General features: G+C 65.5%; 23 protein-coding genes. 10 read left to right on the forward strand and 13 right to left on the reverse strand.

The genetic code is table 11. The features are described from left to right. A partial coding sequence (xseA, locus tag BRAS3843_RS01140; RefSeq protein WP_035980513.1) for an exodeoxyribonuclease VII large subunit occupies positions 1 to 1556 on the forward strand: 1556 nt, incomplete at its 5' end. A 16-nt stretch (positions 1557 to 1572) separates the two neighbouring features. On the opposite strand, the gene BRAS3843_RS01145 is transcribed toward xseA, so the two are convergent. Further along, positions 1573 to 2403 (reverse strand): dienelactone hydrolase family protein, encoded by an 831-nt coding sequence (locus BRAS3843_RS01145; RefSeq protein WP_008966838.1) that lies wholly within the window; start codon positions 2401 to 2403, stop codon positions 1573 to 1575. 177 nt (positions 2404 to 2580) lie between these two features. On the opposite strand from BRAS3843_RS01145, the gene BRAS3843_RS01150 reads away from it, so the two are divergent. Beyond that, positions 2581 to 2808 (forward strand): DUF2093 domain-containing protein, encoded by a 228-nt coding sequence (locus tag BRAS3843_RS01150; RefSeq protein WP_008966839.1) that lies wholly within the window; start codon positions 2581 to 2583, stop codon positions 2806 to 2808. Between the two features lie 27 nt (positions 2809 to 2835). On the opposite strand, the gene lpxK is transcribed toward BRAS3843_RS01150, so the two are convergent. Genes lpxK through BRAS3843_RS01180 form a run of 6 tightly spaced genes read right to left on the reverse strand, consistent with a single transcriptional unit; the run spans position 2836 to position 8385 of the window. After that, positions 2836 to 3864, reverse strand: a complete 1029-nt coding sequence (gene lpxK / locus BRAS3843_RS01155) for a tetraacyldisaccharide 4'-kinase (RefSeq protein ID WP_008966840.1) — start codon at positions 3862 to 3864, stop codon at positions 2836 to 2838. Then, the gene (locus BRAS3843_RS01160) at positions 3857 to 5206 is read right to left on the reverse strand and encodes a 3-deoxy-D-manno-octulosonic acid transferase (RefSeq protein WP_085966892.1); all 1350 of its coding nucleotides are present in this window, start codon (positions 5204 to 5206) and stop codon (positions 3857 to 3859) included. The genes lpxK and BRAS3843_RS01160 overlap by 8 nt, the downstream gene beginning before the upstream one ends. Beyond that, positions 5154 to 5882 (reverse strand): lysophospholipid acyltransferase family protein, encoded by a 729-nt coding sequence (locus BRAS3843_RS01165; protein WP_008966842.1) that lies wholly within the window; start codon positions 5880 to 5882, stop codon positions 5154 to 5156. Before BRAS3843_RS01165 ends, BRAS3843_RS01160 begins: the two co-directional genes overlap by 53 nt. Continuing rightward, a complete protein-coding gene (locus tag BRAS3843_RS01170) occupies positions 5879 to 6139 on the reverse strand; it encodes a DUF4170 domain-containing protein (protein ID WP_008966843.1) in 261 nt (86 codons plus the stop codon). Before BRAS3843_RS01170 ends, BRAS3843_RS01165 begins: the two co-directional genes overlap by 4 nt. Before the next feature lie 46 nt (positions 6140 to 6185). Beyond that, entirely contained in the window at positions 6186 to 7004 is an 819-nt protein-coding gene (locus BRAS3843_RS01175) for a 3'(2'),5'-bisphosphate nucleotidase CysQ (RefSeq protein WP_008966844.1), read from the reverse strand. After that, entirely contained in the window at positions 6991 to 8385 is a 1395-nt protein-coding gene (locus tag BRAS3843_RS01180) for a TldD/PmbA family protein (protein WP_008966845.1), read from the reverse strand. Before BRAS3843_RS01180 ends, BRAS3843_RS01175 begins: the two co-directional genes overlap by 14 nt. A gap of 283 nt (positions 8386 to 8668) precedes the next feature. Between BRAS3843_RS01180 and BRAS3843_RS01185 the strand changes: the two genes are divergently transcribed. Further along, positions 8669 to 9190 (forward strand): DUF6101 family protein, encoded by a 522-nt coding sequence (locus BRAS3843_RS01185; RefSeq protein WP_008966846.1) that lies wholly within the window; start codon positions 8669 to 8671, stop codon positions 9188 to 9190. Here BRAS3843_RS01185 and ubiA read toward each other — a convergent pair. From ubiA to BRAS3843_RS01205, 4 genes are all read right to left on the reverse strand, one after another. After that, on the reverse strand, positions 9187 to 10122 hold the full coding sequence (ubiA, locus tag BRAS3843_RS01190; RefSeq protein ID WP_008966847.1) for a 4-hydroxybenzoate octaprenyltransferase: 936 nt from the start codon (positions 10120 to 10122) through the stop codon (positions 9187 to 9189). The genes BRAS3843_RS01185 and ubiA overlap by 4 nt on opposite strands. Next, complete coding sequence (locus tag BRAS3843_RS01195) at positions 10119 to 10784, reverse strand: hypothetical protein (RefSeq protein ID WP_035980518.1); 666 nt, start codon at positions 10782 to 10784, stop codon at positions 10119 to 10121. The genes ubiA and BRAS3843_RS01195 overlap by 4 nt, the downstream gene beginning before the upstream one ends. Before the next feature lie 189 nt (positions 10785 to 10973). Next, on the reverse strand, positions 10974 to 11489 hold the full coding sequence (locus BRAS3843_RS01200) for a hypothetical protein (protein WP_244425088.1): 516 nt from the start codon (positions 11487 to 11489) through the stop codon (positions 10974 to 10976). Positions 11490 to 11673: 184 nt separating this feature from the next. Further along, positions 11674 to 12207 carry a hypothetical protein gene (locus BRAS3843_RS01205; protein WP_008966850.1) on the reverse strand — a complete coding sequence of 178 codons (534 nt, stop codon included), beginning with the start codon at positions 12205 to 12207 and terminating at the stop codon, positions 11674 to 11676. A 94-nt stretch (positions 12208 to 12301) separates the two neighbouring features. Here BRAS3843_RS01205 and BRAS3843_RS01210 point away from each other — a divergent pair, with 94 nt between their 5' ends. The 6 genes from BRAS3843_RS01210 (at position 12302) to BRAS3843_RS01235 (ending at position 18195) form a co-directional block, all read left to right on the forward strand. Further along, positions 12302 to 13048: a 16S rRNA (uracil(1498)-N(3))-methyltransferase gene (locus BRAS3843_RS01210; RefSeq protein WP_008966851.1), complete on the forward strand. Its 747-nt coding sequence runs from the start codon at positions 12302 to 12304 to the stop codon at positions 13046 to 13048. A 122-nt stretch (positions 13049 to 13170) separates the two neighbouring features. Further along, the gene (locus BRAS3843_RS01215; protein ID WP_008966852.1) at positions 13171 to 14319 is read left to right on the forward strand and encodes an ATP phosphoribosyltransferase regulatory subunit; all 1149 of its coding nucleotides are present in this window, start codon (positions 13171 to 13173) and stop codon (positions 14317 to 14319) included. Beyond that, the gene (gene hisG, locus BRAS3843_RS01220) at positions 14316 to 15293 is read left to right on the forward strand and encodes an ATP phosphoribosyltransferase (protein ID WP_008966853.1); all 978 of its coding nucleotides are present in this window, start codon (positions 14316 to 14318) and stop codon (positions 15291 to 15293) included. Before BRAS3843_RS01215 ends, hisG begins: the two co-directional genes overlap by 4 nt. Before the next feature lie 79 nt (positions 15294 to 15372). Next, the gene (locus BRAS3843_RS01225) at positions 15373 to 16416 is read left to right on the forward strand and encodes a glycosyltransferase family 2 protein (RefSeq protein WP_035980516.1); all 1044 of its coding nucleotides are present in this window, start codon (positions 15373 to 15375) and stop codon (positions 16414 to 16416) included. Then, positions 16413 to 17252: a ChbG/HpnK family deacetylase gene (locus BRAS3843_RS01230; protein WP_008966855.1), complete on the forward strand. Its 840-nt coding sequence runs from the start codon at positions 16413 to 16415 to the stop codon at positions 17250 to 17252. The genes BRAS3843_RS01225 and BRAS3843_RS01230 overlap by 4 nt, the downstream gene beginning before the upstream one ends. A gap of 136 nt (positions 17253 to 17388) precedes the next feature. Further along, the gene (locus tag BRAS3843_RS01235; RefSeq protein WP_008966856.1) at positions 17389 to 18195 is read left to right on the forward strand and encodes a DUF2076 domain-containing protein; all 807 of its coding nucleotides are present in this window, start codon (positions 17389 to 17391) and stop codon (positions 18193 to 18195) included. A 90-nt stretch (positions 18196 to 18285) separates the two neighbouring features. Here the strand turns inward: BRAS3843_RS01235 and BRAS3843_RS01240 are convergent, their stop codons facing one another. Next, complete coding sequence (locus BRAS3843_RS01240; RefSeq protein ID WP_008966857.1) at positions 18286 to 19080, reverse strand: L,D-transpeptidase; 795 nt, start codon at positions 19078 to 19080, stop codon at positions 18286 to 18288. A 311-nt stretch (positions 19081 to 19391) separates the two neighbouring features. Between BRAS3843_RS01240 and BRAS3843_RS01245 the strand changes: the two genes are divergently transcribed. Further along, positions 19392 to 20168: a protein phosphatase CheZ gene (locus BRAS3843_RS01245; RefSeq protein WP_008966858.1), complete on the forward strand. Its 777-nt coding sequence runs from the start codon at positions 19392 to 19394 to the stop codon at positions 20166 to 20168. 79 nt (positions 20169 to 20247) lie between these two features. Here BRAS3843_RS01245 and BRAS3843_RS01250 read toward each other — a convergent pair. Beyond that, a partial coding sequence (locus BRAS3843_RS01250; protein ID WP_050886323.1) for a hypothetical protein occupies positions 20248 to 20733 on the reverse strand: 486 nt, incomplete at its 5' end.

A 20733-nucleotide genomic window follows, 5' to 3' on the forward strand; every position in this document is an offset into this window, starting at 1 on the left:
CGCTGAAGCGCACGGTCGAGGACCAGTTCGGGCATGTCCGGGTACGCGGCGAGATCACCGGCTTTCGCGGGCCTCACTCTTCGGGCCACTGCTACTTCTCGCTCAAGGACGAGAACGCCAAGATCGAGGCGGTGATCTGGAAGGGCACGCATTACCGCATGCGCTTCAAGCCCCAGGAAGGGCTGGAGGTCATCGCCACCGGCAAGCTCACGACCTATCCGAACTCGTCGAAATACCAGATCGTGATCGAGGCGCTGGAGCCCGCCGGCATCGGCGCGCTGATGGCGCTGATGGAGGAGCGCAAGAGGAAGCTCGCCGCCGAAGGCCTGTTCGATCCTGCGCGCAAACGGCCCCTGCCCTGGCTTCCGGAGGTCATCGGCGTGGTCACCTCGCCGACCGGGGCCGTCATCCGCGATATCCTGCACCGGCTGGAAGATCGCTTTCCGCGCCGCGTCCTGGTCTGGCCCGTGAAAGTGCAGGGTGACGGCTCGGCCGAGCAGGTCGCGGCCGCGATCCGCGGCTTCAATGCGCTGCCCGAACACGGCCGCATTCCCCGCCCGGATGTCGTGATCGTCGCGCGCGGCGGCGGCTCGCTGGAAGATCTCTGGTCGTTCAACGAGGAGATCGTGGTCCGTGCCGCGGCCGAGAGCGCAATCCCGCTGATCTCGGCCGTGGGCCATGAGACCGACGTGACCTTGATCGACTTCGCATCCGACAAGCGCGCACCGACGCCGACCGCAGCCGCCGAGATGGCCGTGCCGGTGCGCAGCGACCTGATCCAGGAGATCGAAAGCCTGGCGCGGCGGACGCGGATGTGCTGGCAGCGCGGCCAGGAGAACCGGCGCAACGAACTGCGTGCCGCGGCGCGCGCGCTGCCTGATGCAAGCACCCTGCTGGCGATTCCGCGCCAACGCCTCGATACCGCCGGGGGCCGGCTGCCCCGCGCGCTCAAGACCAACACCCACGTGCATTTCCGCCAATTTGCCGCGGCGAGCGCCCGGCTGACCTTACGGGTGCTGCACGCCCAGATTGGCCACGCCGACCACCGCCTCGTGGTTGCTGCCGAGCGGCTGTCGCTGTCGGCGCGCGCGCTGCTGCGCAGCCGGCGCGAGCGCTGTGAAAGCCTGTCGGCACGACTGAAGGCCTCGAAATCGGCCAACGCCAAGGCGCAGCGCCAAGCCATCGGCCGCGACCGTGAGCGCACCCTGCGCCTGGCAGAGCGCGCGCGCCGGGCGCTTTCGACCTCGCTGCAGCGCCTTTCGGCGCGCGTCGAGCGCAACGAGAAGCTGCTGATGGCGCTGTCCTATCGCAGCGTGCTGGCGCGCGGCTTTGCCCTGGTGCGCGACGAGACGGGCCATCCGCTGCATCACGCGGCGGATGTCAGCCCTGGCGCTGCGCTGTCGCTGGAATTTGCCGACGGCCGGGTCGCAGCCACGGCGGATGGCGATCGGCCGGCAGTGGCGAGAGCTGAAAACCACCCCAGGTCCGCACGCGAAGCCCGGACGGCTACGGCCAAGCGCGTCTCGAAACCCGCCGACCAAGGAAGCCTTTTCTAGCTCCGGTACGCCTTCCTCAGCGCGCCAGCCAATCGGACACGAGCTTCTGTGCATCGGCCCGCGCGTCCGGATCGGAGCCGACGTGGCCGCGCTCGGGGGCCGCCGCATCGGTGCCGGCCAGCGCATGGACCGGCAGATTGGCGCGGTCGAAATCGTGATAGGCGCCGGGATAGACCACGATGCGCGTCAGCGCGCTGCGGCCCCGCGCGCCATCGATCATCTGCCGGCAGGCCGGCGGCGAGGAGACGTCGTCCTTGCCTCCGATCAGGATCAAGGTCGGAACGCGCGCGCTCCAGCCGAGGCCGGACGATGCGCGGCAATCCGGATAGAAGGCAATCGCCGAGCGGAAGTCCGGTTCGACATGTTCTGGAAGCTGCGGGCGCACTGCCCACAACAGCGCGCTGGCGCCGCTCGCCCATCCCAGCAGGCTGATGCGATCGGGCATCGCCCAATCCTGCTCCGCGAGCCATTTCCGCGCCGCGATAATGTCGGCCACACGGTCACGGCGACCGCTGATGCGGCGCTCCTTGACCCGGCATTGCGGGCCCAGCCCTCGCGAGCCGTAGCTGTCGGGCAACAGCACGGCCTTGCCCTTTTTGACCAGTTCCTCGGCCCAGTCGCGATAGCGCGGCAGTACCGGCTCGGACCGGCCCGACAGGCCGCCGCAGCCATGCAGCGCGATCACGGTCGGAAACGGCCCGGCACCGTCGGGTTTGAACAGCTGCGCATGCAGGACCGTGCTGCCGGAGGGAATCTCGACTTCGTTGGGCGAGGCTGACGGCTCCGCCTGCGCCACCGACAAGGCAGCGCAGAGCAGCAGAACGGCTGATATTGCAAAGGAACGCATCAATCGGTGAGACGCGGGATCAGCGGCGGACCATCCGCAGCCTAGCTAGCACGGGGCTTCGGCGATAAGCATCACAAATCGGTGGGTTTGCGGAAGGGACAGCGCGACTTATCTATGCTACATATTGATTGACAATGGTTTTTGCGTACCAAGGGCGCAGGGATTGGAGACAGGGACGTGCTCAACAAATTCGGTCCTTCGGGTCAGGGCGAGGCCCAGGTGCAATATCTCGATGGCGATTTCCGCGTGATCTCGCCGGGAAGCTATGTGCGCTGCGCCGTGACCGACGCACGGATTCCGCTGGACGAGCTGAAATATTGGAGCGTCGATCTCCAGGAAGCCTATGCGGTGCCAAGCGCCGTTCTGCAGCGGCATTTTCCCGGCGCGTTGAAGGCGCAGAGCTGAACGATCGCGAGACCAGGCATCCGCGGTTCAGCCTGCGGCGTGAAATTGTTTCTGACGCGCTTTGAACAGACGATCGCTGAGGAAGCTGCGCAACATCGCGACGTCCGCGAACTCCAGCGTGACCGGGAAGGCTGCGATCTCGCGAGCCAAGGACGCCAGTTCGTCCCTTCCGCGCAGCCGCGTCAGGTCCTTCTCCGTCGTGACCAGGCCTAGCCCCTCCCTCCCGGCGTCAGCGATCAGCGCCTGGATCTCCTCTGCGGTGAACGGGTGATGATCGGCAAAAGCCCGCTCCCGCTGCACGTCGATGCCCGCAGCACGCAGCGTCCGGAAAAAGCGAGCGGGGTCGCCGATCCCGGCAAAGGCGAGCACCGGCTTACCCAGCAACCCAGCCACGATCCCGGCGTCGGGCTGCAGGCTGGCCGGCAGCACCGGCTTGCCGGCCGCGGCAATCGCGGTGGACACCGGATCGGCCGCGCGCCCATGTCCGATCAACACGAGCGCATCGGTTCGCACGAGCTGCGGCTGCAGCGGCGCGCGCAAGGGACCTGCGGGAAACACCTTGGCGTTGCCGAGGCCGCGCTCGCTGTCGATCACGATCAGCGCGACATCCTTTGACACGGCCGGATTCTGAAAACCGTCATCCATCAGGATCAGGGTCGCACCCTGAGATTTCGCCAGCACGACGCCCTCGACGCGATCTCGCGCCACCGCCACCGGGACATGCGCCGCCATCATCAGCGGCTCGTCACCGACATCGGCCGCTTTGTGCCTGCCGCGATCGACCATCACCGGACCGCGCAGCCGACCGCCATAGCCGCGGCTGAGCACCACCGGGCGCTCGCCGAGATCGCGCAGGATGCCGGTCAGCGCCAGGACGGCCGGCGTCTTGCCGGCGCCCCCCACATGATAGTTGCCGACGCAAATCACCGGGATACCGGCATCGATGCCCGTGCGCTCCAGACGATGGGCAGCCACAGCGCCATAGAGCGCGGAGAGCGGACGAAGCAGAAGCGATTGCCAGGACGTCGGCCGATGCCAGAAGGCCGGCTCACGCAATGGAAGCTCCCATCTCGAGCTGCACCTGCAGGAGATAGGGCTCGAGCGCAGCGAGCGTGCGCCCCAGCGCACCGCCGAGTTGCGCGACAACCTGACCGCCCGACGTCGCCACTGCATGACGGGCATCCGGCTCGGCCAAAAGCTGACCGAACTGCCGGACCAGGGTTTCCCGTCCATCGGCGACCCATGCGCCGCCGGCGCTATCCAGCGCCTCATAGACGTCGCCGAAGTTGAACACATGCGGTCCGTGCACGATCGCCGCACCCAGCTTCACGGCTTCGATCGGGTTCTGGCCGCCGTGCGCCACCAGCGAACCGCCCATGAACACGATCGGCGCCAGCCGATAGAACAGGCCGAGCTCGCCCATGGTGTCCGCGACGTAGATGTCAGTGGCCGCCATCGGCAACTCCTCGCGCGAGCGCAATCCGACATGCAACCCCGATGCAACGACGAGGTTCGCGATCCCGGGACCGCGGTTCGGATGCCGCGGCACGATGACGGTGAGCAATGAGGGAAAGAACCCGGACAACGTTTGATGCGTCGCGATCAGGATCTCGTCCTCGCCCGGATGGGTCGAGGCGGCGACGATCATCGGGCGGCCTCGCGTGACCGAACGCAGCCGCTCGAGCTTGGCCGGATCCGCCGGCGGCGCCGGCACGTCGAGCTTGAGATTGCCGGTGGTGACCACGTTGCGGCTGCCGAGCGCCGCAAAACGCTCCGCGTCGGCTTTCGACTGCGCCAGGCAGATATCGAAGCGGCCCAGCAGCGCCGAGATGGTGCCGGACATCCGCCGCCAGCGCGGAAAGGACCGCGGCGACATGCGGCCGTTGATCACCACCATCGGCAGTCGCCGCGCGGCCCCTGCCAGGATCAGATTCGGCCATAGATCCGATTCGATAAACAGCGCGAGCGAGGGCCGCCAGTGATCGAGGAACCGCTCGACAAACCGGGGCGAATCATAGGGCACGTATTGGTGGATGACATCGGCCGGAAAGCGCTTCGCCACGATCGCGGCCGAGGTCACCGTGCCCGACGTGATGAGGATGCGCAGGTTGCGCGCGCGCAGCCGCTCGATCAAGGCCGCCGCCGCCAGCACTTCGCCGACGCTCGCGCCGTGGATCCAGATCAGCGGCCCCTGCGGTCGAAGATCGTGACTCAGCCCGCGCCGCTCATCGATCCGGGCCGGATCCTCCTTGCCGCGCTTCAGCCGTTGCCGAATCACCGCAGGCGCAAACGGAGCCGCAGCCGAGGACAATCCGCGGTAGACGCGCAATGCCATCGGCAACGTATTAGGCACTGGGTGCTCCATGAGGGCAGTCCTCGGGACGGCCGATGATCTCATAGGCGCGGCGCGTGCATTCGTTCAGCGTCGCCTCGAGGTCCAGGCGAAGCTGTTCCATGGTGGCGGCATCTGCGTCGGGCGGCACGCTGATTTCCTTGATTCCCACCAATGCGCCGCGACCAAATGGCAAATTGATGGTCGTGCTGTCCCAATTCTTCAGCCGGATGAAACGGCTGGTGACCATCGCAAACGGCATGATCGGTCGTCCCGACTCCCGCGCCAGCATGATGATGCCGAGGCCCGCCACACGCGCGCGTTTCGGCACGTCGGCGGTCAGTGCCACGTTATAATTGTCCTCGAGCGCGCGCACCATCTCCTTGAAGGCGCCGACCCCGCCTTTGCGGTGGAAGGCCGCGCCATGATCGCCGGAGCCTCTGATCGTACCGATGCCGAGCCGCTCGGCGGCGATGGCGTTGAACTCGCCATCGCGATGCCGCGAGATCAGGACCTTGGCGCGATAGCTCTCCTTGGTCTTGATGAACGGCGTCATGAAGTGCTGGCCGTGCCAGAACGCGAAGATCGCCGGCATCTGCGGCTCGACGATACTGTAGACGTCCGGCGGCTCGTAGGTGAAGCGGTTGGTCAGCCACACCAGGCGGAGGTATTCGGCCGCGAGGAAGCCCACAGCACGCTGAAACCAGTTGCTGCGCAGCGTATTACGGATGAGTTGTTTCAAGTCGCGGGCTTTGCGTCGTTCTTGGCGTCTTGGCCCGGATCGAGCAGCCGATGCAGATGCACGATGAAATAGCGCATATGGGCGTTGTCGACGGTCTGCTGGGCCTTGGCCCTCCAGGCTGCATAGGCGGTCGCGTAATTCGGGAACACCCCGACGACGTCAACCTTATCGAGATCCTTGAACTCGTTCTTTTCGAGGTTGACGAGCTCGCCACCAAGAACGAGGTGAAGCAGCTGCTGAGAGGCGCTATCTGGCATGAAAACAGTTCCTAGTGCGGCGATTTGATCGGCGCAGATCGCAGGCTCAGAGCTTGGACGCGTCTCGAAAATGCGTGACGATTTCAGCATGTCGATCGCGTCCGGCTGCCACCAGCACCCCGTGCGCCACATCCCGACGATTATAGAGGATCGGATCGCCGGACAATGCGGTCATTTTACCATTCGCTTCCTGCACGATCAAATGAGCCGCCGCAAGATCCCAATCGCGACTTTGTCCGCCTGCAAAAGCGGCATCGAGTACACCATGCGCGACACGACACAACCGCAGCGCCAACGAGCCGATTCGCGGATGAAGTTCAATCCGGGTCGATCCGGACACGAGCTTCTCAACCAGCGGTTTCGGTCCGGCCACACGCGACAGGTCGAGCGCGGTGCCCGCGGAGGCGCTGACGATCTCGCCATTGCGCGTGGTGCCCTGCCCGCGCGCGGCGAAGAAGAACTCGTCGGTGACGGGGACGAACACCGCAGCCAGGATTGGCGCGGCGTCCTCGACCAGGGCCACGCTGACGCACCAATCTTCTTTCCCGCCGAGATAGCTGCGCGTACCGTCGATCGGGTCGACGATCCAGACTCGACGTTTGCCGAGCCGCACCTCGTCGTCGGCACTCTCCTCCGAGAGCCACCCGTACTCCGGCGTGGCCGCGCGCAGCCGGCTTTCCAACAGGTCGTTGACCGCGATGTCGGCCTCCGAGACCGGCGACGATACGCCCTTGGTCCATCTCCGCAGGTCGGTGCCGAACAACGACAGCGCGAGCTGGCCGGCCTCGCGTACGCTTCGGGTCAGGAGCTCGGCATCGTGTGCCAGGCTGGTCGTGTCGGAAGTTTCGAGATCAGCGGCCGCCAAGCGTCAATCCTTCGATGCGCACGGTCGGCGCATTGACCCCATAGCGGAATTCCAGATCGTTGGCGGGAACCATCGACTTGAAGATCTCGAACAAATGGCCAGCAATCGTCACCTCGCTCACGGCATAGGTGATCTCGCCGTTCTCGATCCAGAACCCGGAAGCGCCACGGCTGTAGTCGCCGGTCACGCCATTGACGCCAGAGCCGATGAGATCGGTGACATAGAAACCCTGCTTGATATCCGACATCAGTTCGGCCGGGCTCACGCTGCCCGCTTCGAGATGCAGATTGTAGGGCCCTGGCGAGGGTGAGGACGAGACGCCGCGATGGGCGTGGCCGGTGGTGACGAGACCAAGCTCACGCGCGGTGCCGGAATCGAGCAGCCACGTCGTCAGCACGCCTTCGTCGACGAGGGCGGTCGTCTTGACCTTGACGCCCTCCGCATCGAAGGGCTGCGACCGCAGCCCGCGCTTGCGCAAGGGATCATCGATGATGCGAATGCCCTTGGCGAACAATTGCGCGCCGAGCTTGTCCTTGAGGAAACTGGTCTTGCGCGCGATCGAGGCGCCGTTGATGGCGCCGACGACATGGCCGACCAGCGAGCCGGACACCCGCGGATCGAACACCACCGGCACCTGGCAGGTCTCCACCTTGCGCGGATTGGCGCGGGCGACCGCGCGGTCGCCGGCGCTGCGCCCGACGGTCGCCGGCGGCAGCAGGTCAGCGCCATGCGGCGCGGCCGTGTAATCATAGTCGCGCTCCATGCCGGTGCCTTCGCCGGAGATCGCGGTCGATGAAATGCTCTGGCTCGAGCGCAGATAGGCGCCGTGGAACCCGCCGCTGGTCACCAGCACCATGCCGCCGATGCCTGCGGACGCCGAGGCACCACCGGACCTGGTCACGCCCGTGACGCCCAGCGCCGCCGCCTCGGCCTCCTGAGCCCGCCGCTCCAGTTCCGCCGTCGACGGAATCACCGGATCGAGCAGATCGAGGTCGGGAATGTCGCGCGCGAGCAGCGCCGGATCGGCGAGGCCAACATATTTGTCGTCGGGCGCAACGCGCGCCATCGCCACCGCGCGCTCGGCAAGGCGTGCCACGCCGTCGCCGCTGACATCGTTGGTCGAGACCACCGCCTGACGCTGGCCCACGATCACCCGCAGACCCACATCGTCGCCTTCGGAGCGTTCCGACTCCTCGACGCGGCCATCCCGCACCTCGACTCCCTGCGAAATGCCGCGCACCGCGATGGCGTCGGCGGCATCCGCGCCCGCCTTGCGCGCCGCCTCCACCAGGCGCTCGGCCAGCGCGCTGAGCGCAGACTGATCGAACAGGTCGGTTTGCACGGTTTTCGTCGACGAAGCAGCTGATGATGAAGCGGTCACGAACAAGATCCTAAGCGGTGCGATGGCGTGGAAGGTGGCCAATCCGGACCAGATGTGCCCGAGGTTTGCGGACTTCAAGCCGTAAGCCGCGGACCATGCGTCAGATTGTCGGCAAATCAGCAAGGTCTCGTCAATCATGCGAGCCAAGCTCTTGTCAATCATGCCGACAAGAGCAGGCCGCGTCACGCCTGATTAACCAGGCTTTTTAAGCAGAAACGGGCGGGTGCCGTGGCAAGGTCACACGCATCGACCGGGAACATAATCCCGGCGGGGAGACCAAGCCGTGAGGCGTCAAACAGCAACAGGCGGAAGCAATTCCGCTGGGTCGGGCCGCAACCTGCGGCTCGACCCTCTTTCCCTGCCCGTCTCGTTCTCGACGCACGATATCCGTGCCGATGGCGGTATCAGGCAGGTCGAACTTCATCGCGAACGGGTGGTGCTGCGCCGCGCCGTCAGCGGCATGCGGATGGCGGTGAACGTTCGCGTCAGCGATTTCCGCGGCATCGCGCTGCGCCAGATCGACGATGCGCACATGCTGGTGCTGGTGCACCGCGACCCCTCGCTGAGCATCCCGCTCGGCGTGAGCATCGACGACAACGAAATCGAGGCCGCTTGGGCGATGTGGAGCGAAACCTTCGCGCTGCCGCAGCTTCACGACAAGACGAAAGAGGCCACGCCACGGCGCCGGCGCCGCAACGCGATTCGCGCGCGCCGCCCGCGCTTCCTGATGCGCCGCCGCACCGGTGAGCTGCTCGATGGCGCGACCGTTCATCACGGCGAGCGCGAGATCATCGCCCGGAACTAATTCAGCGAACGGAGGACGGCGTCAGCAACGAGGCCGGCGAACAGCAACAAGCCCGCGTCGCGATTGGACTTGAACACCCGCAGGCATAGCGCCGTATCGGCGATACTGAGCCGGCCGATCTGCCAGGCCAGATGCGCCGCGAAGACCGCCAGCCCGATCCAGGCCGCCAGATGCGCGCCCGCCAAGATCAGCGCAGCCGCGATCAGCGCCACCGCGAGCCCATAGAACACGACCAGCGCAAGATGCGTGCGTGCGCCGAACAGGCGCGCCGTCGATTTGATTCCGATCAGCGCATCATCCTCGGCATCCTGATGCGCGTAGATCGTGTCGTAGCCGATCACCCACGAGATCGAACCGGCGTAGAGCAGAAGCGCAGTCAGGTCGATGCGCGCAAACGCCACGGCAAAGCCCATGAGCGCGCCCCAGGAGAAGGCGAGACCCAGCACGACCTGCGGCCACCAGGTGATGCGCTTCATGAACGGGTACACGGCGACGATCAGCAGCGAGGCGATACCAGTTGCGACTGCAAACCAGTTGAACTGGAGCAGCACGACCAGGCCGATCAGGGCCTGCGCGACCAGAAAGACCAGCGCCTGTTTGACGGTGACCTGCCCCGCCGGAATCGGCCGGGAGCGCGTGCGCTCGACCATGGCATCGAGATCGCGATCGGTGATGTCGTTCCAGGTACAGCCGGCGCCGCGCATGACGAAGGCGCCGATGAAAAACAGGACGATCCAGAGCGGCAGCCGGGAAAGATCGTGCGCGATGCCGGACGCGAGCGCGGCCGACCACCAGCACGGCATCAGCAGCAGCCATGATCCGATCGGCCGATCGTAGCGCGCGACCCTCAGATAGGGCCGCGCCCATTGCGGTGCAGTGGTATCGACCCAGTTGCCGGTCGCGTCAGCAACGCGTGCGGCCGTGTCGCTCATCGCGTGAGAACGTTACCGGTCAACGTATCGAACGCCGATCCGCCCTTTTTCTCAGTGTTGGCCTCAGGCAGCGAAGCCGATGACCCCAGCACATCGCTCAAGGTCGGACCGGCCGGTCCGCGCTGCTTCATCTGCTCGGCGACGTTACAGACCTTCTTCTGCAGCGCCTCGGTGTTCTTATGACCCGCCTTCAGCTGATCGGCGATCTGGGACGGAATGCCGCAACTCGCCGAATGCTGCTCGACGTATTTGATCATCTTGGTTTCGGCCGCGCCGAAATTGCCGATCAGCTTACAGGCTTCATCGGGCGACGCATGGCGGTCGCTCGCCGCCTTGATCAGCTTGCCGCGCCGCTCGGCTTCCTCGCGCAGCGGCACGAACTCCTTCATGCAGTTATCGGCTGCTCCCCCCTGCGGGCGGCTCATGGGAGGAGCCGCCCCGAAGCCGCCTCCTCCTCCGAACGGCGCCGTGCCTCCGCTTGGGAACGGTGCCGCCGGCGCGGCGACGCTGGCGCCGCCATTGCCATTGACCGGGGGAAAGGGTGAACTGCTGGTCTGCGTCTGCCCCGGCAACGGCGCAGGGAACCCGCCCTGCGCAGCCGCCTGCCCCGCGAACAGGGGCACGGCAGCAACGGCGAGCGGCACAATCAAGCTGCGGATGATCAAGGCTGGTTCTCCGGCAAGACCAAGCTGTCCTTCAAGCTTCCGGATCAAAGCGCGATCGGATTCAGGGGCTTTTACGATTCCTCTCAGTTGTAAACAACCGCCGAATTCGTGAGCAGCGCGGCGCAGGGACGCAGTCCACCACCCAAAAGGGCCGTTTCGGACCAAACCCGGCCCGTGCAACTGCGATCAGAGTTCGGGCAAGCGAATCACGGCAGCCAGTGTCGACGGTTCAGCATTGTTCTCTTTAGCCGTGGGTCGGGTCGCGATCCTGAAACCGACGGGCTCGATCAACGAAGCGCGGTCGCCAGGCCCTGCGGGCGCCCGCTGCGTCAAGGTGCAGACCTTCTTCATCAGCGCCACGGTGCTCTCATGGCCCGCCTTGAGCTGATCGGTGATCTTGGCCGGAATCCCGCAGGTCTGTGCATGCGCCATCGCAAAATCGATCATTTTGCTCTGGGCCAATTCGTAATCATGCACCAGCCGGCAAGCCTCCGCATCTGGGGCATGGCGCTCGCCCGCCGCCTTGATCAGCCTGCCGCGGAGCAGCGTTTCGTCGCGCAAGGGCGTGAATTCCTTGAGGCAGCTCTCGGGCGGCTTGAAGCCGGTCTGGGCAGCCCCAGGGGATGATCCCTGCGCCAAAGCCTGGCCAGCCAGCGCCATCGCGGCGAGGGCCACGAGCGGTCTCAACGAACGTTTGATCATCAACTCGGTCCTCCGCCCGCGCATCAGTCACTCCCGGACGTCCTCGCAGGAACGTCGGCCGGGAGCACGCGACTTTGGTTCGGAAATAGACCCGGGAAATCTGTCAGGAGCGGGGCGCGGCCAGCATTGCGCCGTCCCCCCTGAATGAGGCAATCGGCCAGCAATGCTCGGAACTAGTTAGAATTTAAAGAGGAGGCCGCGACGGCTCGAAATCGCCACTCGGACCGGCAGGCCCGGCCGGGCGCATGCGCTTCGCAGCGTCGCAGACCTTCTGAAGCAGACGCTGCGTCGTCTCGTGTCCACCCTTGAGCTGGTCGACCACCCGCACGGAAATGCTGCAAGCCTGCGCGGTAGCCTCGACGTATTTGATCATCTTGGCTTCGGCGTCTTCGAACGCACCGATCAGCCGGCAGACTTCGTCAGGCGGCGCATGCCGGTCGCTTGCGGCCTTGATCAGCTTGCCACGCCGCTCTGCCTCCTCGCGCAGCGGAAAGAACTCCGTCCTGCAGCTTTCGCTCGAACCAACTGGGCCGGTCGCGCCGGAAAACGGGCTGGTGAGATGATCGATAGGCGCTGCCCCGGGGCCATTCCCCGATGGGAGCGCCGAATCACCTGTATGGCCAGGCAACGGCGCTGGAAAAGTGCCTTGCGCCAGAGCCGCTTGTGCCCGAAATATCACTGCAACGACAAGCGCCAGGATCAGCACGCGGACGATCAAGACAACCTCCTCACAGGAGTCGAGACTTCCGCCACCTTCTACCTAGAAGCGCGGGTTCCGCGCAATCTCACTCCCACCATCCCGAACAAATCGCATGCCCGCTTACGACTTCTCCGCTCCGCGCCTGTTCGTCGATGCGGCCTTGAGCACGGGCCAGACGGTCGCGCTCGAACGCGACCAGAGCAACTATCTCGGCAACGTGCTGCGGCTGTCGACGGGCGATCGCGTGCTTGTGTTCAACGGCCGCGATGGCGAATGGCAAGCGACAATCGCCGGCCGCAAGCGCGCCGAACAGCTGACCGTGCAGGAGCAGACCCGACCGCAGGATCGCCTGCCCGATGTCGCGTATGTGTTCGCGCCGCTGAAGCACGCGCGCCTCGACTACATGGTGCAGAAGGCCGTCGAGATGGGCGCCTGCCGCCTGCAGCCGGTCATCACCCGTTTCACCCAGGTAGCGCGGGTCAATGGCGAGCGCATGCGCGCCAATGTGATCGAGGCGGCCGAGCAGTGCGGCATTCTCAGCCTCGCCGAGGTGACGGATCCGGTGCCGCTCGAGCGCTTCCTCAGCCAGCGCTCGGCTCAACGCTTACTGGTGTTCTGCGACGAGGCCGCCGAGGTGGCGAGCCCGCTTGAGGCGCTTCGGGACGTGGGAGAGCCGGCCGCCGGCATCGACGTGCTGATCGGTCCCGAAGGCGGCTTTGCGGAGGAGGAACGGACGCTGCTGCTGCGGCAGCCGCGGCTGGCCCGGCTCGCTCTTGGGCCGCGCATCCTGCGGGCGGACACTGCGGGCGTCGCTGCGCTGGCGCTGATCCAGGCCGTGCTTGGCGACTGGCAGGGGTAATCCCTGTTAAGACCGTCTCCGTTCCTGGGCTGACCCGCGCCCGTTCCCTGTCGAAACCGCGGTTCTGGCATGCTAAGGGGGCCGCGCGCCCGCGTAGCGCGAGCCCGATTTGGAACCCGACGATGATGACCGGAACCGCCGCCTGGGCGGACAGACTGCTGCAATCCTTCGCCCAGGCCGGCTATGTCAGGGCTGAGCCGCCCATCCTGCAGCCGGCGGAGCCATTCTTGGACCTTTCGGGCGAGGATATCCGCAAGAGCCTGTACCTCACGACCGACGCCAATGGCGAGGAACTATGCCTGCGGCCCGACCTGACCATCCCGGTCGCTCGCGACTATCTGCGTTCACCCGAGGCCGGCCAGTCGGCCGGCTTCAGCTACCTGGGAGCGGTGTTTCGTTACCGCGGCGGCAGGCCCAGCGAATTCCTTCAGGCCGGCGTCGAATCCTTCGGACGGCAGGACCGTGCGGCCGCTGATGCCGAGATGCTGGCGCTGGCGCTGGAGGCGATCGCGGCTGTCGGCATCGCCGATGTTGAGATTCGGACCGGCGACGTGGCGCTGTTCATCGCCTTGATCGACGCGCTCGGTCTCTACCCGGTCTGGCGGCGCCGACTGATCAAGGATTTCAATCGCAAGATCACCCTGGAGCAGGACCTGGAGCGGCTCGCGCAGGCCTCGTTGGCGACCCGCAACGAATATGAGGGCGTGCTGGCCGCACTCGCCGGCAGTGACCGGAAGGCTGCGCTGGCACTGGTCACCGACATGATGTCGATTGCGGGTGCCACCGCCGTCGGCGGCCGCACGGTGGCCGAGATCGCCGACCGCTTCCTCGAACAATCGACCTTGAAGGGCGGTGCCCTGCCCCGCGATGCGCTCAACGTGCTCAAGCGGTTTCTTTCCATCAGCGGCGCTCCAAACGAGGCGATCACGCAGCTGCGGAGCTTGAGCAGCGACGCCAAGCTCGACATCGGCGCCGCGATCGATCAGTTGGAGGCCCGGGTCGGCTTCATGGTCGAGCGCGGCATCGACATCAAGAAGGTCCGCTTCGCCACCGCATTCGGTCGCGGCCTGGACTATTACACGGGCTTCGAGTTCGAACTGCACCGCAAGGGTAACGGTGCCGAGCCGCTGGTGGCTGGAGGTCGGTATGACGGCCTTTTGAGCCAGCTCGGTGCCCCATCGCCGATCCCGGCGGTCGGCTTCTCGATCTGGATCGAAGCGCTGGCGCAAGCGAATGGTTCGAGTATCGCCGCGCGCGGGAGAGTGTCATGAGCGCGCCCCTCGTCGTTGCCGTCCCCTCCAAGGGACGGCTGCAGGAAAACGCGGAAGCGTTTTTCGCCCGCGCCGGCCTTGCGCTGTCCAAGCTCGGCGGCGCGCGTGATTATCGCGGCACCATCGCCGGTCTCGACAATGTCGAGATCGCCTATCTCTCGGCCAGCGACATCGCCTCGCAGCTTGCGCGCGGCGCGGTGCATCTCGGTGTCACCGGCGAGGATCTCGTGCGTGAGAACATCACGGATGCCGACAAGCGGGTGCTGCTGATCGACACGCTTGGCTTCGGCCACGCCAATGTTGTCATCGCCGTGCCGCAGGCCTGGATCGACGTCCGCACCATGGCTGATCTCGACGACGTCACCACCGGCTTTCGCGCCCAGCACAACCGGCGCATGCGGGTGGCGACCAAATACATCAACCTCACCCGCAACTACTTCGCTGCGCATGGGGTGGTGGATTACCGTATCGTCGAGAGTGCCGGGGCCACCGAAGGCGCGCCCGCCGCGGGCGCCGCCGAACTGATCGTCGATATCACCAGCACCGGGACGACGCTGGCCGCGAACGGATTGAAGGTGCTCGACGACGGCGTGATCCTGCGCAGCCAGGCCAATCTGGTCGCCTCGCGCGAGGCCGACTGGTCGGACGGCGCGCGCGAGAGCGCCCGGGTCATTCTCGACCACATCCACGCGCGCGCCCGTGCCAGCAAATACCGCGAGGTGCGCACCCGCTTCAAAGGCTGTGACGCCGCCATGCTGACCGAAGCGCATAACCGGTTCGGCGTGGTCGCCCCGTTCGGCGAGCCGACCTCCTCGGGCATGCTGACCTTGCACTGCCCGCCGGCGCAGATCTACGCCCTCGGCAGCTTCCTGCGCAGCCATGGCGCCGACACGGTGTCGGTCGCCTCGTTGGACTATGTGCTGGACCGCGAAAACCCGCTATTTGCGAAGCTGGACGCCTTCCTGCGGTCATAAGTCGCCGTTCATCGTAGCGACAGGTTGTCGCGACTACCATATGTTGCGGGTATTGCCCGGGGGCCTGGGAACCTGACCGATGATGCTAGGGACTGACGTTTCGGACCTGTCCACGACCAAGGCCGATGCCGCTGCGCAGGGGCTGTCGATCGTGATCCCCGTCTACAACGAGGCGGCCGGACTGATCGCGCTGCATGAGCGCCTGAACAGCCTGTCACGCACGCTGCGGCAGCGCTTCGGGCTCGCCTGCGAAGTGGTCTATGTCGACGATGGCAGCTCCGACAATACGCTTGCGGTGGCGCGCAATCTTTCCGCCGACGCGCTCGACATCCAGGTCATCTCGCTCTCGCGCAATTTCGGCAAGGAAGCCGCGCTGATGGCGGGGCTCGATCATGCCCGGCGCGGCGCCGTGATGTTCATGGACGGCGACGGGCAGCATCCGCCGGTGCTGGTCGAGCAGCTGGTCGCGCATTGGATCAACGACGGCTATGACGTCGTCTACACCGCCAAGGCCCATCGCGATAACGAGCCGTTGCTGCGGCGCATCGCGGTGCACGGCTTCTACGCGTTGATCAATTGGGGCGCACGACAGAAGATCCCGGAAGACGCCGGCGACTTCCGCCTGCTCTCGCCGCGCGCGGTGGCCGCCCTGCGCCAGCTTCCTGAACGCAACCGCTTCTTCAAGGGGCTGGCGAGCTGGATCGGTTTCCGCCAGATCCGCGTCGACTATGAGCCGGCGCCACGCGCACACGGCGCGACAACATTCAATCTGATGCGGCTGCTGGGCCTGTCGATCGAAGGCCTGACGTCGTTTTCGGTGGCGCCGCTGCGCTTCGCCAGCCTGCTCGGCCTGTTGCTGGCCTCGGCCGCATTCCTGTTCGGTCTGTCGATCCTGTGGGAGACGTTCACGACCGGCAAATCCGTGCCGGGCTATCCCTCGATCGTGGTCGGCTTGATGACGATCGGCGGCGTCCAGCTGATCATGATCGGCGTGCTGGGCGAGTATATCGGCAAGATCCTCTCCGAGCTGAAAGCCCGGCCGATCTATTTCGTTGCCGAGCACAGCGAAAAGCGCCTTGCAGATGCGGCCTCCGGTCATGCCGAAAGGACCGCCGCCGAATGAACGAGGCGCACCGGCGCATCTGGCTGTGCGCCGATGATTACGGCATCAGTCCCGGGGTGAACCGCGCCATCCGTGACCTGATCGGGCGCGGACGGCTGAATGCGACCTCGGTCATGACGGTGGGTCCGGCGATCAGCCGTGACGAGGCCGCCGAGCTGCGCAAGGTCGCCGCCGACAGCCCGCGTTGCGCGATCGGATTGCACGTGACGCTGACGGCGCCGTTTCGTCCGCTGACGATGCATTTCCGCCCCAATGACGGCGGCATGTTTCCGCCGTTCCCGAAGCTGCTCCGCGCCGCGCTGCTGCGGCGGCTCGATCCCGAGATCATCCACGCCGAAGTGATGGTGCAGCTGGCTGCCTTTGGCGAGCTGTTCGGCCAGGTACCTGATTTCGTCGACGGCCACCAACATGCACAGCTCTACCCGCAGGTTTCTGACGGCTTCCTGGCTGCGGTGAAGCAGTCGGCGCCGTCGGCCTGGGTCCGCCAGGGCGGGCGCAATGCGCCCCTGGCACAAAGGCTGACCGCGCCCAAGGCGCTGCTGCTCGACCTGCTCAGCGCGCAATTCCGGAGCCGCGCCAGGCGCGCCGACCTCACGTTCAACCCGGCCTTTGCCGGCGCCTATGATTTCAACCGGACCTCCGACTTCGGCACGCTGATGCACGGGTTTCTCGACGGCTTGCCCGAGCACGGCCTCGTCATGTGCCATCCCGGCTTTGTTGATGACGTTCTGGTCGAGCTCGACCCGCTGACCGTGCAGCGCGAACGTGAACACGCTTATCTCTCGGGTGAAGATTTTCCGAAGCTGCTCGCCGCGCACGCGGTCCGGCTGGACTAGCGGCCACGAGCGGGCGTCCGGTCACATCGTCGCATACAGAAAATTAATCCGACCCCCACTGGCCCCGACACAAAGCACCCATAGATTCCGCTCGCGCCTTGCCACAGCGGTTCAAGGCAAGCGGCAGGAGGATCTGATGACCCCGCAAGAACGCCAACTGATCGACGATCTGTTCGACCGGCTCGCCAAGCTGGAGAGTGCGCCGCGTGATCCGGAGGCTGCCGCCGTTATCTCCCAAGGCCTGCAGCGCGCGCCGCACGCAGTCTATCCGCTGGTGCAGACCGTGCTGGTGCAGGACGAAGCATTGAAGCGCGCCAACGCCCGTATCGAAGAGCTGGAACAGCAGGCGCAGGCGCCGCAGCAGAGCCAGTCTGGCGGCTTCCTGGACTCGATGCGGGACACGATCTTCGGCTCAGGCCAATCCCGCGGTTCGGTCCCGAACGTGCCGCCTCCGAATGCGCCGAGCCGTCCGGTGTGGAACAGCGGCCAGGTGATGCCGCAAGGCCAGCCGAACTATCAAGGCCAGCCCAACTATTATGACCAAGGCGGCGGCTACGGTCAGCCGCGCGGCGGCGTCTTCGGCGGCGGTGGCGGCGGTGGCTCGTTCCTCGGCACCGCGGCAGCCGCGGCAGCCGGCATGGTCGGTGGTTCGCTGCTCTTGGGGAGCATCCGCAACATGATGGGCGGCGGCCAGCATCAGGCCTTCGGCGACACCACCATCATCGAGGAACGCCCGGAGACCACCTCGCCCTGGAGCGATCAATCGGGCAGTTCGCTGGCGCGTGATGCCGGCATCGATGATATCGGCCGCTCCGGCGACAGCGGCCGCTCCGGCCTGTTCGACCAGGCCTCTAATGACGACAGCGGCAACGACCGCGACGACATGGATATGGATTCCGACGACTACGGCAACGACGGTGGCGACGGCAGCGATTACGCGTAGTCCCGCCTGCCTGGCCGTCGAGATCAGAGCTGAGATAAGAAAAGGCCGCCCGCGCGGGCGGCCTTTTTGCGCTTCATGCCCGGCTGAGGCTCAGAGCACGATGACCTTGGTACCAACGTTGACCCGGCCATAGAGGTCGATCACGTCCTCATTGCGCATCCGGATACAACCGGACGACACATTGGTGCCGATCGTCCAGGGCTCATTGGAACCGTGAATGCGGTAGAGCGATGAACCGAGATACATCGCGCGCGCGCCGAGCGGGTTCTGTGGGCCGCCCTCCATGTGCCGCGGCAGGTCCGGCCGGCGCGCCAGCATCTCCGCAGGCGGGGTCCAATCCGGCCACTCGCGCTTATTGGTGATGGTCTTCACGCCCGCCCAGGTGAAGCCCGGACGGCCGACCCCGATCCCATATCGCAACGCCTTGCCATCGCCCTGAACCAGATAGAGGAACTTGTTGGGCGTATCGATCACGATCGTGCCCGCATGCTCTTTGCCATCATAGTCAACGAGTTGTTTCTCGTATTTCGGGTCGAACGGCCGCTGCTGCGGGTCATAGGCCTCCTCCTGTTCGGGAAGTGCTGCACCCGGCTCCATCGGACGCTGCGGCTCGTAATAGGACGGCTGCTGCTGATAGATCGGCCGCTCCGCGTCGTTGCGATAGCCGCGCCCTTGCGGGTCGCCGAACAGGAATTCGATGAAGCCGCCGCCCATGCGGGACCGCTCCACATAGGCGGAGCGGACCGGTGCGCTCTGCTGCGGTGGTCCGCCATAGATCACCGTCGGCTGCTGAAATCCTGCGGCATCGATCGCCGCTGCCTGATCGATCGCTGCACAAGAAAGACCTGCGCCGGCGAGCAGCGCTGAGAGGATGGACCTGAACATCGACGTACTCTGTACTGTTTCGTCTTGAAGACCGTTCATCGCGCGCGAGGGGAGAACACGCCCCCGCATACCGCCAATTAAGATCAAAACCCGGTTGGTTTGGTAAACGCGAACCGGCTTTGGATTCACCATCGCGCCAGGTCGGGCCGGATTCGGCTGCTAGCGTTTATTTTCAATGAAGGGCACAGCCGCATGGTTAACCGGTGGCTATCGGCACCGGCAAAAGCGTGCACCTATCAGTTCCGGCCGTGAACGCGATGTTAAATAGCCTCCGCTTAGAACAGACGGACGTTAAGGACAGGGATCATCTCATGTCGGTTCGCAAGCGTTTTCGTATCGAAGAAGGAATTATCGGCCATATGCCGGAGCCCCAATTCATGGGCGGCGAAATCGGGCCTCAGCACAAGGAAATCATGGACGAGCTCCGCGCAATCCGCGCGCAGATGGCAAATGCCACGCGCGCCGGCAACAACTCTTCAAACGCAGCAATCGAGGAATCCGCAGCCCGCGAGGTCGCCGAAGCGCGCGCGCTGCTCGAGACCTATCGTGCGCAGATCGAGCAGTGCGAGAAGCTCAAGGTCGAGCTCGACCTGATCCATGACGCGATCAACCGCACCAAGGGCGAGATCGCCGTGCTCCACGCCAAAAGCTTCGACGGACAGGAAATGGCCAGGGTCAACGGCGAACTCGGCGCCGTGGTCGGCGGCACCGAACAGGCCACCCAGCAGATCCTCGAGGCGGCCGAGGCGATCGATCAGGCGGCCAGCGCGCTCGCCAAAGTCGACTCCGCGGACCAGCAGAGGATCCTGAGCGAGGACATCCAGGAGCGCGTGGTCTCGATCTTCGAGGCCTGCAACTTCCAGGACCTGACCGGCCAGCGCATCAACAAGGTGATGACCACGATGAAATTCATCGAGCACCACATCGTGGTGATGATGGAGATCTGGGGCGGGGTCGATGCCATCAAGGCCCATGCGCCGCCGATCGTCGACACCCGTGAGGGCGATGCAAGGCTGTTGAACGGACCGAAGACGGACGGCGACGTCGGCCATGCCTCGCAGGACGATATCGACGCCATGTTCAACTGAGCGGGCGGCGGCACATCGCGAGATACGGAAACGCCGGCACATTGCCGGCGTTTTTCATTTCAGCGGATGCTGGCTGCGATCAGGCCCGCGGCCCGCAGCGGACATACACCATGTTGCCGTAGCGGGTGGCAGCATCCTTGTCGACGAAGCGGGTCACCAGGACACGCCCGTCAAAGGAGAGCACTTCGCGATCCTGCTCGCCGCCTGGCGGTCCCGAAGGACCGATATAGTTCTTGCCACTCGACGAACCCTTCAGCCGGAGCTCCTGCGGCGTCGCCTGGTCAGCCAGATGCATCACCACCCCGCCCGCGGTGCCGGCACCGATCGTATAAGGCTGCTTGCACTGCGCCACGGCCATCTTTTCGGTGCGGGGGCGGTCTGCCGGGTTCTGATATGAGGCCAGCCCCCATTTGCCGACGAGCTCGTCAGGGCGGATCGTCGCCGGCACCTCCGGCTCGACGCCAGGCTCGGTCGCGACCGGGCTCGAGGGCGACAGGCTGAAGCTGCTGCACGCCCCGAGAAAGACCGTGAGCACTGAGGCGATTCCCAGATTGGCAACCGCTCG

Origin of the sequence: Bradyrhizobium sp. STM 3843, assembly GCF_000239815.1 — a bacterium.
Lineage (GTDB): Bacteria > Pseudomonadota > Alphaproteobacteria > Rhizobiales > Xanthobacteraceae > Bradyrhizobium.